Source organism: Aeromicrobium sp. JP4 (genome assembly GCF_054957925.1).
Genome location: NZ_CM143290.1, coordinates 184,642 through 197,017 on the forward strand (window position 1 = coordinate 184,642; position 12,376 = coordinate 197,017).

Genomic DNA, 12,376 nt, shown 5'->3' on the forward strand with positions numbered 1-12,376 from the left:
ACGCACTCGTGCGGTGGGGTGATGGACGGCCCCTGAAGTCCGAACTTCTTGGATTCGACGCATGGGTCGACGCCACCAACCGGTATCGACGGGGGATACAACATGCTGCTTGCGGCGGCCGTGCGGTCCCTATTCAAAACGCGGCTTCGAGACGCCAAGTGGTCTTCTTGTGCTCCACGAACTCGCCGCCGGCGTCTAGGCCGGTCTTGTTGATGAGGGTCTTGAGGCCAGCGTTGACCCCAAAATCGTCGGTGGACCGGATGTCGATGACGATGTCCGTGAGGCCGGACTCAATGCGTGCTTGTGCCAGTTCCGACCACAGCGGCTCATGGGGTGTCCACACGAGGTCGGTAGGGATGGCTGGTTCGCCGGTGGGGGCCATCTTCATCGATGTGAGCACCTCGTAGCCCTTTGACCCTTCGCGTCCGTACTCGGCGCCTAGGTCGACATCTGCTCCGGTGACCGATTGAGGAAGGCTAATGCCGAGCTTCGCGGCGGCACTGCTATCCCAGCCTTCAACCGAAACCACTTCGACGGTCTTGGCGCCGAGCGATCGAACCAGGCGGAGGGCCTCGGCGACCTTATGCTCGAAGAGGAACCGGTGGAAGTCGGCGGCGGGGATGTAGGAGCCGACGTCGACGGGGTGGCCGACGTAGACGACGCTCCGTCTGGGATGTCCAGGGGGAAAGCGTAGGCCGCGTGCAGCGTCGAACTGAATGGGGAGGACATGCTCACCGCCCGCTCGGAAGTTTGCAACGATCTCGACCGCGAAGGCAGTGGCAGCCAGACCAACCCCACCCCATCCGATGCCGACGAGCTTCGTGACGAGTTCCCAGCGCGTGGGTTTGTCTACCGCAGGCGGCACCTTGTCGGTGACGACCACGATCCTGCGTTCGTCGTACGGCAGGGCGAGGATTTGGTCCGAATTCACGCCAAGAGCCTACGGTCACACACGCCGCTCAGCGGGAGGACCAGCAACTTGGCTCAGAAGCGATCCGTGGCTAGTCCAACCATGGGCATCTCACCCGACGACAGTGAATCGCCCCGGGTTTCGTGGAGGCTCGGTTACTTGGTTCCGGCCCCTGCTGGGGTCGGGGTTTCAACGTAGTGCGTGATGCCCTGGAGCGACCAGTGGTTCGCTTCGAACTCGGCGGGTGGGACCTGCCGTAGTTCGCCGTGCAGGCGCCTGTGGTTGAACCAGTCGACGTATTCGGCGACGGCGAGCTCGACGTCGCCGACCGACTTCCAGCCGCCCTTGGGACGCATGATCGGGTTGCGAATGCACTCGGCCTTGAACAGCGAGTTGAACGCCTCGGCCATCGCGTTGTCGTAGCTGTCGCCTTTGCTGCCGACGGAGGCGACGGCGTCGGCTTCGGCGAGACGTTCGGTGTAGCGGATCGCGCGGTATTGCTTGGGTTCAACCAGTCGATGCAACACCGGGTTGTTGAAGCGAGCGTAGTTGCTCATCGAACACCTCGGCAGGTGTCTTCCACCCAAGGATCTTGCGGGGCCGGTTGTTGAGCGCGTGAGCGACGGCCTCGAGGTCCTCGGCGGACCAACGCGACAGGTCCGTGCCTTTGGGGAAGTATTGGCGCAGCAGGCCGTTGGTGTTCTCGTTGCTCGGCCGCTGCCACGGCGAGTGGGGGTCGGCGAAGAACACCTTCGTGCCGGTCTCCAACGCGAACTGCGCGTGACCCGAGAGCTCCTTGCCGCGATCCCAGGTCAGGGTCTTGCGCAGCTGCTCGGGCAGCTTGGTGATCGACGCACTCAGCGCCGCGTTCATCGCTACGGCCCCGTAGCCGCCGAGCGATGGACCGTTCTTCACGTAGGGCTTCTCGCCCCAGCCCTCCATGCGTGGCAGGTGGACCAGGACCGTTGAGCGGCTGCTGCGCTCAACGATCGTCCCGATCGCCGACCGGCCAGTGCCGATGATCAGGTCACCCTCCCAGTGACCTGGGACGGCGCGGTCTTCGGCTTCAGCGGGGCGTTCGCTGAGAACCACATCGGCCGTGACATGCCCACCGGGCTTGTTCTGCGATCGGGCCCTCGGCTGACGTAGCGCACGTCCGGTGCGCAGACACGTGACCAGCTCGCGCTTGAGCGCACCACGGCCCTCAATGAACAGCGACTGGTAGATCGCCTCGTGGCTGATGCGCATGGACTCATCATCGGGGAAGTCGACCTTCAACCGCTGTGCGATTTGCTCCGGGCTCCAGGCCAGCGACCAACGCCGGTCGGCACGGTGCGGCTTGTTCAGCCCCTTCCAGGGGGCCGGTGTGGGGCCAGTGACGATCGTGCCGTCGGGCCGGCGAACGTTGCCGGCGAGCCGATCTTGGACATACTCCCGCAGTTGCGGGTTCTCGAGCAGCTTCGCGGTCTTGGGGCGCTTGGCCGCCTGCTGTGCCTTCCACTGCGCCACGGTGGCCCGGTACTCCTGCTTCCCCCCACGAGTCGCAGCGTTGCGCCGCAGCTCGCGTGAGACCGTTCCGGGATCACGCCCGATCGCGCGGGCGATCTCGCGAACGCCCTTGTCCTGGGCGTGCAGGATGGCGATCTCCTCACGTTCCTCGAAGCTCAGATAGCGGCCGGTGGGCTCGGCCAGCGAAATGGGCGGCATGCCGCCAGCGTGGCGAAACCAGCGGGTCCCGACCGGCACTGACACACCGACCGCCAGTGCCGCTTCTGCCGACGTGATGCCCGTGGCGATCAGCCGCCAGAATTGCCGTTGCACCGCTCGGGATGGGTCAGGACGCCCGGGCGAGCGCATCGCTGGCCGCAGCGCCCGGTCCGCACGCCACTGCCGGCGAAGCTCCTCTGGCGCGTCGCTGGTCTTTTTGCTCCAGTCCGCTGTCGCCATGCTCGAACACCTCCACGACGAGGTGTTGCGACGACCGATTGAATCCGCCTTGGACTCCACGATCGGAATGATGGGTCAGCCCGCCGACGCTCTGGCCGGTCCGCTGCCGTTCCCAAAGGCCCATGTCGAGGGCGTCCAGGGCCAGGTCGGTGCGCAGCGATGTCGAGACCTGCCAGCCCACGACCTTCCTGCTGAACACGTCGATCACGAACGCTGCGTAGGTCCAGCCGGCGTGCGTGCGGACGTAGGTCAGATCGGCGACCCACAACTGGTTCGGTGCCGCAGCGACGAACTTGCGGCTCACCAGATCCTCCGGCCGTTCGGTCTCAGCACCGTCACCGATCGTGGTCTTGCGGGACTTCTCCCGCCTGATCCCGCGCAGACCCTCGGCGCGCATCAGCCGCTCGACGGTGCACCGAGCAACCGTGATTCCCTCACGGTTCAGCGCGGCGTGGACCTTCCTGGCGCCGTAGACGCCCAGGTTGGCCCGGTGCACGACCTTGATGTCCTCAACCAGCTCGGCATCACGCACCGAGCGCTGCGAGAGCGGCCTGATCTTGGCCGCGTAGTAGCCACTCGGGGCGATCTGGACGCCGGCGTTCTTCAGCACGGCGCAGATCGGCTCGACCCCGACCTCGCGCCCATCGACCACGTCGTGGCGATGGGCGTCGAGGTAGGCCACTACCTGCTGGTGGGGCGGTCGAGCTCCGCCGCGAAGAAAGCCGACGCCGTCCTCAAAATGTGATTAGCCCGTCGCAACTCGCGGTTCTCCCGCTCCAACTCGGCCAGCCGCTGCGCATCGCCAGTCGTGGTGCCCGGCCGGACCCCACCGTCGATCTCGGCCTGGCGGACCCAGTTCCTCAACGTCTCTGGATGCATGCCGAGCTGTTCAGCCACTCGGGTGATCGCACCCGACTTCGTCTCCGGATCCGCCCGGAGCTCGACCGCCATCCTCGTGGCACGCTCACGCAACTCGTCGGGGTACTTCCTCGGTGCTGCCATAACTCTCATCCTCCAAGGATTGAGAGCCTCCATCAGACCCGGGGCGATTCACAGCGTGATCTGGCGTAACCACGCTGCCCCGACGCAGGGGCCAAACTTCCAAACCGGTCGTCGGGCGGGTCAAACTCCTGTGAATGGCTCCTCGGCTCATATCCGTTTCCAAGGTCTACGCCCGTCGCACCGCACGTATCACCCGCGTCCGGCTGCTGCGGAATACAGGAATACGGAAGCGCCGTAAAGCCAGCGCGGGCGACTTTGTACAGAAGTTGTCGCTCCAGCGACCGCAACGTCGCGCGTCTCGGTCCGACCGGTCCGCAGGCGATCACAACATGGGCGAACCGCACTGATAACCTGACGCAGAACCATCCTTTAACCACCGTCCTGTGAGGCGGAGAAGGAGGTCGGGCTTGAGCACCGTCATGGATGCCACCGACATCTCGCGTGCGCTGACACGCATCACCCACGAGATCCTCGAGCGAAATCGCGACGCCGAAGGCGTGGTGATCCTGGGGATTCCCACCCGCGGGGTCGAGCTCGCCGAGCGGATCGCCGCCAAGATGGCCGAGGTGGAGGGGACCACCATCAAGCCGGGCGCGCTCGACGTCACGATGTATCGCGACGACCTGCGCCTGAAGGCGCCCCGTGCGCTCGAGGCCACCAACGTCCCCGAGGACATCGACGGCCGCGTCGTCGTGCTGGTCGACGACGTCCTCATGAGCGGCCGCACGATCCGGGCCGCGCTCGACGCGCTGAGCGACCTCGGTCGTCCCAAGGCCGTGCAGCTCGCCGTCCTGGTCGACCGCGGCCACCGCGAACTGCCGATCCGGGCCGACTTCGTGGGCAAGAACCTGCCCACCTCGAAGACCGAGAAGGTCCGGGTCCGGCTCACCGACACCGACGGCGCCGCCGACTCCGTCGCGATCGAGGGGAGCGACGCATGAAGCACCTCCTGAGCGCCGGCGACCTGAGCCGCGACGAGGCCACCCTCATCCTCGACACCGCCGAGCAGCTGCTGAGCGTCGCCCAGCGGCCCATCAAGAAGCTGCCCACCCTGCGCGGCCGCACGATCGTCAACCTGTTCTTCGAGGACTCCACGAGGACCCGGATCAGCTTCGAGGCCGCCGCGAAGCGCCTCTCGGCCGACGTCATCAACTTCAGCGCCAAGGGCTCCAGCGTCAGCAAGGGCGAGAGCCTCAAGGACACCGCGCTCACGCTCCAAGCCATGGGCGCCGACGCCGTCGTGATCCGTCACCACGCCTCGGGTGCGCCGCACCGCCTCGCCACCTCCGAGTGGACCAAGGGCGCGGTCGTCAACGCCGGCGACGGCACCCACGAGCACCCCACGCAGGCCCTGCTCGACGCCTTCACGATGCGCTCGCGCCTCGGCGACCTGGCCGGCAAGAACGTCACGATCGTCGGCGACGTGCTGCACAGCCGCGTCGCCCGCTCGAACGCGCTGCTGCTCCACACGCTGGGCGCGAACGTCACGCTCGTCGCCCCGCCCACGCTGCTGCCGGTGGGCGTCGAGACCTGGCCGGTCGAGACCTCCTACGATCTCGACGCCAGCCTCGAGAAGGCCGACGCCGTCATGATGCTGCGTGTCCAGCGCGAACGGATGAACGCCTCGTTCTTCCCCAGCGCCCGCGAGTACAGCCGCCGCTACGGGCTCGACGTCGCCCGCATGAACCGGCTGCCCGACCACGCACTCGTCCTGCACCCCGGACCCATGAACCGGGGCATGGAGATCAACGCCGACGTGGCCGACAGCGACCGCTCGGTCATCGTCGAGCAGGTCACCAACGGCGTCGCGGTGCGGATGGCGGTGCTCTACCTGCTGCTGGGTGGGGCTACGGAGGGGGAGAGCGCATGACGTGTGATCTCGATACGCGTCTCGCTTCGCTCGCCAGCTACTCGATCACCGGGGCGGCGCTCCGTGGCTACTCGATCACCGGAATGGAGAACGCATGAGCACCGTCATCAAGGGCGCCCGGATCCTGGGCGACGAGGTCACCGACATCCTGATCGAGGACGGGGTCATCGCGGCGATCGGCGCGGACCTCAGCGGTGACGAGACGGTGGACGCCACCGGTCTCATCGCGCTGCCCGGTCTGGTCGACCTGCACACGCACCTGCGCGAGCCCGGCCGCGAGGACGCCGAGACCGTCCTCACCGGCACCCAGGCCGCCGCGCGCGGCGGGTTCACGTGCGTCTTCGCGATGGCCAACACCGAGCCCGTCGCCGACACCGCCGGCGTCGTCGAGCAGGTCTGGCGCCTCGGCCGTGAGCACGGCTACGCCGACGTGCAGCCCATCGGCGCGGTCACCGTCGGACTGGCGGGGGAGCGGCTCTCCGAGCTCGGCGCGATGGCCGACTCGGCCGCCCAGGTGCGCGTCTTCAGCGACGACGGCAAGTGCGTCAGCGACGCCGTCCTCATGCGCCGCGCGCTCGAGTACGTCAAGGCGTTCGACGGCGTCATCGCCCAGCACGCGCAGGAGCCCCGCCTCACCGAGGGCGCCCAGATGAACGAGGGCCCGCTCTCGGGCGAGCTCGGCCTCACCGGCTGGCCCGCGGTCGCCGAGGAGGCGATCATCGCCCGCGACGTCCTGCTGGCCGAGCACGTCGGCAGCCGCCTGCACGTGTGCCACCTGTCCACGCGCGGCTCGGTCGAGATCGTGCGCTGGGCCAAGAGCCGCGGCATCGACGTCACCGCCGAGGTCACGCCCCACCACCTGCTCCTCGACGACGAGCTGGTCCGCAGCTACGACCCGATCTTCAAGGTCAACCCGCCGCTGCGCAGCAAGGACGACGTCCTCGCCGTCCGCGAGGGCCTGGCCGACGGCACGATCGACATCGTCGCCACCGATCACGCCCCGCACCCCATGGAGGACAAGGAGTGCGAGTGGGGCGCCGCCGCCTTCGGGATGATCGGCCTCGAGACCGCCCTGTCGATCGTCCAGCAGACCATGGTCGACACCGGAGCGCTGTCCTGGAGCCGCGTCGCCGAGGTCATGAGCGCGAACCCGGCGCGCATCGGCCGCGCCACCGGCCACGGCCGCCCGCTGGCGGTCGGTGAGCCGGCCCACGTCGTGCTCTACGACCCGTCGGTCACCCGTACGATCGAACCCGCCGACACCGCGAGTCTCTCGCGCAACACGCCGTACGCCGGAAGGGAACTCCCGGGCCGCGTGGTCGCGACGTTCCTCGCCGGCAAGCCCACCGTCCTGGAAGGAAAGCTGTTGTGACGTTCACCCCCGCCATCCTCGTGCTCGAGGACGGACGCACCTTCCGCGGCCGCTCCTACGGCGCCACGGGCACCACGGTCGCCGAGATCGTCTTCAACACCGGCATGACCGGCTACCAGGAGACGCTCACCGACCCGTCCTACCGCGGCCAGATCGTCGTGATGACGGCCCCGCACATCGGCAACACCGGCGCCAACGCGGAGGACTTCGAGTCCGGCCGCGTGTGGGTCGACGGCTACGTCGTGCGCGACCCCGCCCGCCAGCGCTCCAATTGGCGCTCCGACCGCTCCCTCGACGACCTGCTCGCCGAGCAGGGCGTCGTGGGCATCAGCGGCATCGACACCCGCGCCCTCACCCGCCACCTCCGCGAGCGCGGCTCCATGCGCGCCGGCATCAGCACCGAGGTCCTCGACCCCGAGGCGCTGCTGGAGCAGGTCACGGCCGCGCCGAGCATGACCGGCTCGAACTACCTCGCCGACGTCACCGTCGACGAGGCGCACGTCGTGCCGGCTGAAGGCGACAAGAAGTACACCGTCGTCGCGCTCGACCTCGGCATCAAGGGGATGACCCCGAAGCTGATGGCCCAGCGCGGCATCGAGGTGCACGTGCTGCCCGCCACCTCCACGCTCGACGAGGTGCTCGAGCTCAACCCCGACGGCGTCTTCATGTCGAACGGGCCCGGCGACCCGGCCACGGCCGACCACCAGGTCGAGCTCGTGCAGGGCGTGCTGGAGCGCGGCACCCCGTACTTCGGCATCTGCCTGGGCAACCAGATCTTCGGCCGCGCGCTCGGCCGGGGCACCTACAAGCTCAAGTACGGCCACCGCGGCGTGAACCAGCCCGTGCAGGACCGCACCACCGGCAAGGTCGAGATCACGGCGCACAACCACGGGTTCGCCGTGGACGCGCCGCTGGACGCCGACTTCGAGACGCCCTACGGCCCCGCGCGGGTCACCCACGTGTGCCTGAACGACGACGTCGTCGAGGGCATCGCCCTGCTGGACCGCCCCGGGTTCAGCGTCCAATACCACCCGGAAGCCGCCGCGGGTCCGCACGACGCCGGCTACCTCTTCGACCGCTTCACCGACCTCATGGAGGCAGCCCGTGCCGAAGCGCACTGACATCGAGTCCATCCTGGTCATCGGGTCCGGCCCGATCGTCATCGGCCAGGCCTGCGAGTTCGACTACTCCGGCACGCAGGCCTGCCGCGTGCTGCGCGAGGAGGGCATCCGCGTCATCCTCGTGAACTCCAACCCGGCCACGATCATGACCGACCCGGAGTTCGCCGACGCCACGTACGTCGAGCCCATCACGCCCGAGTACGTCGAGAAGGTCATCGCCGCCGAGCGTCCCGACGCCCTGCTGGCCACCCTCGGCGGCCAGACCGCGCTCAACTGCGCCATGCAGCTGGACGCGGCCGGGATCCTGGAGAAGTACGGCGTCGAGCTCATCGGCGCGTCCATCGACGCGATCGAGAAGGGCGAGAACCGCGAGACGTTCAAGGCGATCGTCGAGGACCTGCCCGCCGAGTGGGGCGCCGAGGTCGCCCGCTCGGTCATCTGCCACACCATGGCCGAGTGCGAGGCCGGCGTCGACGAGCTGGGTGGCTACCCGGTCGTCGTGCGGCCCTCGTTCACGATGGGCGGCTCCGGCTCCGGCCTGGCGTACGACCACGACGACCTGCTGCGCATCGCCGGCAGCGGCCTGGCGCTCAGCCCCACCACCGAGGTGCTCCTGGAGGAGTCCATCCTCGGCTGGAAGGAGTACGAGCTCGAGGTCATGCGCGACACCGCCGACAACGTGGTGATCGTCTGCTCCATCGAGAACCTCGACCCCATGGGCGTCCACACCGGCGACTCGATCACCGTCGCGCCGGCGATGACGCTCACCGACGTCGAGTACCAGCGCCTGCGCGACATCTCGATCGGTGTCATCCGCGAGGTCGGCGTCGACACCGGCGGCTGCAACATCCAGTTCGCGGTCAACCCGGTCGACGGCCGCATCGTGGTCATCGAGATGAACCCGCGCGTCTCGCGCTCGTCGGCGCTCGCGTCGAAGGCCACCGGCTTCCCGATCGCCAAGATCGCCGCCAAGGTCGCCATCGGCTACACGCTCGACGAGATCCCGAACGACATCACGCAGGAGACGCCGGCCAGCTTCGAGCCGACGCTGGACTACGTCGTCGTCAAGGTGCCGCGGTTCGCCTTCGAGAAGTTCCCGGCCGCCGACGCGACGCTGACCACGCACATGAAGTCCGTCGGCGAGGCCATGGCCATCGGCCGCAACTTCACCGAGGCCCTGCAGAAGGCCCTCCGCTCGCTCGAGCGCCCCGACGCGGTGTTCTCGTGGGAGCGCGAGTGGGTCGACCTCGACAAGGAGGCGCTGCTGAAGTCCGCCGCCGTGCCGCACGACGGCCGCCTGCGCGAGGTCATGGACGCGCTGCGCGCCGGCGCCACGCCCGACGAGGTCTTCGAGGCCACCGCGATCGACCCGTGGTTCGTCGACCAGCTGGCGCTGCTCAACGAGGTCGCCGCCGAGGTGACCGCCGCCGAGCGCCTCACGCCCGAGCTGCTCCAGCACGCCAAGCGCCACGGCTTCTCCGACGCCCAAATCGGCCGCATCCGCGGGCTCTCCGAGGAGGTCGTCCGCGGTGTCCGGCACGCGCTGGGCGTCCGCCCCGTCTACAAGACGGTCGACACCTGCGCCGCCGAGTTCGCCGCCAAGACGCCATACCACTACTCGTCCTACGACGAGGAGACCGAGGTCGAGCCGCGCGAGCGCGAGGCCGTCATCATCCTCGGATCGGGCCCGAACCGCATCGGTCAGGGCATCGAGTTCGACTACTCGTGCGTGCACGCGTCGCTGGCGCTGTCCGAGGCCGGCTACGAGACCATCATGGTCAACTGCAACCCCGAGACCGTCTCCACCGACTACGACACCAGCGACCGGCTGTACTTCGAGCCGCTCACGCTGGAGGACGTGCTCGAGGTCGTGCACGCCGAGCAGCAGGCCGGCCCCGTCGCGGGCGTCGTCGTGCAGCTCGGCGGCCAGACGCCGCTCGGCCTCGCCGCCGGTCTGAAGGCCGCGGGCGTGCCGATCGTGGGCACCCAGCCCGAGGCGATCGACCTCGCCGAGGAGCGCGGCGCCTTCGGGCAGGTCCTGGCCGACGCCGGGCTGCCCGCGCCGAAGCACGGCACCGCCACCACGTTCGAGGGCGCCAAGCGGATCGCCGACGAGATCGGCTACCCGGTCCTCGTCCGCCCGTCCTACGTGCTCGGCGGCCGCGGCATGGAGATCGTCTACGACGAGGAGTCGCTCTCGACCTACATCGAGAACGCCACCGAGATCTCGCCCGACCGCCCCGTGCTGGTCGACCGCTTCCTCGACGACGCGGTCGAGATCGACGTCGACGCGCTCTTCGACGGCGAGGAGCTGTTCCTCGGCGGCGTCATGGAGCACATCGAGGAGGCCGGCGTGCACTCCGGCGACTCGGCCTGCGCTCTGCCGCCCATCACGCTCGGCACCACCGAGATCGATCGGATCCGCGCCTCCACCGAGGCGATCGCCCGCGGCGTGGGCGTGCACGGCCTGATCAACATCCAGTTCGCGCTCAGCTCCGACACGGTCTACGTGCTCGAGGCCAACCCGCGCGCCTCGCGCACGGTGCCGTTCGTCTCCAAGGCGACGAACACGCAGCTCGCGAAGGCTGCGGCTCGCGTGATGCTCGGCGAGTCGATCGCCGACCTGCGCGCCGCCGGCGTCCTGCCCGCCGAGGGCGACGGGGGCCGGCTGCCGGCCACCGCGCCGATCGCGGTCAAGGAGGCGGTCATGCCGTTCAACCGGTTCCGCACCTACGACGGTCGATATGTCGACACGTTGCTCGGCCCCGAGATGCGCTCGACCGGCGAGGTCATGGGCATCGACGCGTCCTTCGGCTCGGCGTTCGCCAAGAGCCAGTCGGCCTCGGGCGCGTACAACGGCCTGCCCACCTCGGGCACGGTCTTCGTCTCGGTGGCCAACCGCGACAAGCGCCACATGATCTTCCCGATCAAGCGCCTGGCCGACCTCGGCTTCGAGATCCTCGCCACGAGCGGCACGGCCGAGGTCCTCGAGCGCAACGGCGTGAAGGCCACGGTCCTGCGCAAGCTGCACGAGGACGACTCGCAGGGCAGCACCGTCGTGGAGAAGATCAACGAGCGCCAGGTGCAGCTGATCGTCAACACGCCGCACGGCCTGGGCAGCGGCGCGAACGCTCGCGTCGACGGCTACGAGATCCGCACGGCCGCCGTGGCCGAGGGGATCCCGTGCCTCACCACGGTGCAGGCGCTCGCCGCCGCCGTGCAGGGCATCGAGGCCGAGATCGCCGGCAGCATCGGCGTGCGGTCGCTGCAGTCGTGGGCGGAGACGATCACGCGATGAGTTTCGGCAGCCGCGCCCACGTGGCGATGCAGGCGTACGGTCCGCTGTGCGTCGGCATCGACCCGCACGCGCAGCTCCTCGAGCAGTGGGGCCTCGAGGACTCGGTCGAGGGACTCGACCGGTTCGCGGCCACGTGCGTGGAGGCGTTCGCGGGCAAGGTGGCGTTCGTGAAGCCGCAGTCCGCGTTCTTCGAGCGGTTCGGCGCGGCCGGGGTGGCGATCCTGGAGCGCACGCTGCAGGACCTGCGGCACACCGGCTCGCTGACGATCCTCGACGTGAAGCGCGGCGACATCGGCTCCACCGCGACGGCCTACGCCGACGCCTACCTCGACGACGACGCCCCGATGGCGGCCGACGCGATCACCGTCAGCCCCTACCTGGGGTTCGGCTCGCTGACGCCGTTCTTCGCGGCGGCGGAGAAGAACGACGCGGGCGTGTTCGTGCTGGCGTTCACCTCGAACCCCGAGGCGATCCGCTTCCAGGCCGCCACGACGTCGTCGGGCATGTCGGTGGGCGACGAGATCCTCGTCGAGCTCGGGCAGGCCAACGAGGGCGCCTCCCCGATGGGCTCCTTCGGCGCCGTCATCGGTGCCACGGTGGCCCACCTCGACACGCAGCGGCTCGGCTTCAACGGCCCGATCCTCGTGCCCGGCTTCGGCGCCCAGGGCGGCACGGTCGACGACCTGCGCCGCCTCTTCGACACCGTGACCGACCAGATCGTCCCGTCGACCTCGCGCGACGTCCTCGCGAAGGGCCCCGACGTCAACGCCCTGCGCGCAGCCGCCGCCGCCACCAACGACGCGCTGTCCCTGCTGTAGCCTTGGGAGTGACGTTTCGGGGGTCTCACACGGCGTGT

At 68.9% G+C, this 12,376-nt stretch carries 11 protein-coding genes; 6 read left to right on the plus strand and 5 right to left on the minus strand.

What is annotated here, in order from left to right:
- Window positions 1-133 precede the first annotated feature (133 nt).
- The 5 genes from ACY1JX_RS00945 to ACY1JX_RS00965 all read right to left on the minus strand — a co-directional run bounded on the left by ACY1JX_RS00945 (window position 134) and on the right by ACY1JX_RS00965 (window position 3,808).
- A complete protein-coding gene (locus tag ACY1JX_RS00945) occupies window positions 134-931 on the minus strand; it encodes a hypothetical protein (RefSeq protein ID WP_462564902.1) in 798 nt (265 codons plus the stop codon).
- 134 nt (window positions 932-1,065) lie between these two features.
- Complete coding sequence (locus ACY1JX_RS00950; protein ID WP_462564903.1) at window positions 1,066-1,467, minus strand: integrase core domain-containing protein; 402 nt, start codon at window positions 1,465-1,467, stop codon at window positions 1,066-1,068.
- Complete coding sequence (locus ACY1JX_RS00955; RefSeq protein ID WP_462564362.1) at window positions 1,418-2,857, minus strand: IS30 family transposase; 1,440 nt, start codon at window positions 2,855-2,857, stop codon at window positions 1,418-1,420. Before ACY1JX_RS00955 ends, ACY1JX_RS00950 begins: the two co-directional genes overlap by 50 nt.
- The gene (locus ACY1JX_RS00960; RefSeq protein WP_462564904.1) at window positions 2,745-3,539 is read right to left on the minus strand and encodes an IS3 family transposase; all 795 of its coding nucleotides are present in this window, start codon (window positions 3,537-3,539) and stop codon (window positions 2,745-2,747) included. The genes ACY1JX_RS00955 and ACY1JX_RS00960 overlap by 113 nt, the downstream gene beginning before the upstream one ends.
- On the minus strand, window positions 3,539-3,808 hold the full coding sequence (locus ACY1JX_RS00965; RefSeq protein ID WP_462564905.1) for a transposase: 270 nt from the start codon (window positions 3,806-3,808) through the stop codon (window positions 3,539-3,541). The genes ACY1JX_RS00960 and ACY1JX_RS00965 overlap by 1 nt, the downstream gene beginning before the upstream one ends.
- 434 nt (window positions 3,809-4,242) lie before the next feature.
- On the opposite strand from ACY1JX_RS00965, the gene pyrR reads away from it, so the two are divergent.
- From pyrR to pyrF, 6 genes are all read left to right on the plus strand, one after another.
- Entirely contained in the window at window positions 4,243-4,800 is a 558-nt protein-coding gene (gene pyrR, locus ACY1JX_RS00970; protein WP_462564906.1) for a bifunctional pyr operon transcriptional regulator/uracil phosphoribosyltransferase PyrR, read from the plus strand.
- A complete protein-coding gene (locus ACY1JX_RS00975; RefSeq protein ID WP_462564907.1) occupies window positions 4,797-5,729 on the plus strand; it encodes an aspartate carbamoyltransferase catalytic subunit in 933 nt (310 codons plus the stop codon). Before pyrR ends, ACY1JX_RS00975 begins: the two co-directional genes overlap by 4 nt.
- A 94-nt stretch (window positions 5,730-5,823) precedes the next feature.
- Window positions 5,824-7,101, plus strand: coding sequence for a dihydroorotase (locus ACY1JX_RS00980; protein WP_462564908.1), 1,278 nt, complete (start codon window positions 5,824-5,826; stop codon window positions 7,099-7,101).
- Window positions 7,098-8,222, plus strand: a complete 1,125-nt coding sequence (gene carA, locus ACY1JX_RS00985; RefSeq protein ID WP_462564909.1) for a glutamine-hydrolyzing carbamoyl-phosphate synthase small subunit — start codon at window positions 7,098-7,100, stop codon at window positions 8,220-8,222. The genes ACY1JX_RS00980 and carA overlap by 4 nt, the downstream gene beginning before the upstream one ends.
- Window positions 8,206-11,520 (plus strand): carbamoyl-phosphate synthase large subunit, encoded by a 3,315-nt coding sequence (carB, locus tag ACY1JX_RS00990; protein WP_462564910.1) that lies wholly within the window; start codon window positions 8,206-8,208, stop codon window positions 11,518-11,520. Before carA ends, carB begins: the two co-directional genes overlap by 17 nt.
- On the plus strand, window positions 11,517-12,338 hold the full coding sequence (gene pyrF, locus ACY1JX_RS00995; RefSeq protein ID WP_462564911.1) for an orotidine-5'-phosphate decarboxylase: 822 nt from the start codon (window positions 11,517-11,519) through the stop codon (window positions 12,336-12,338). Before carB ends, pyrF begins: the two co-directional genes overlap by 4 nt.
- Window positions 12,339-12,376: the final 38 nt, after the last annotated feature.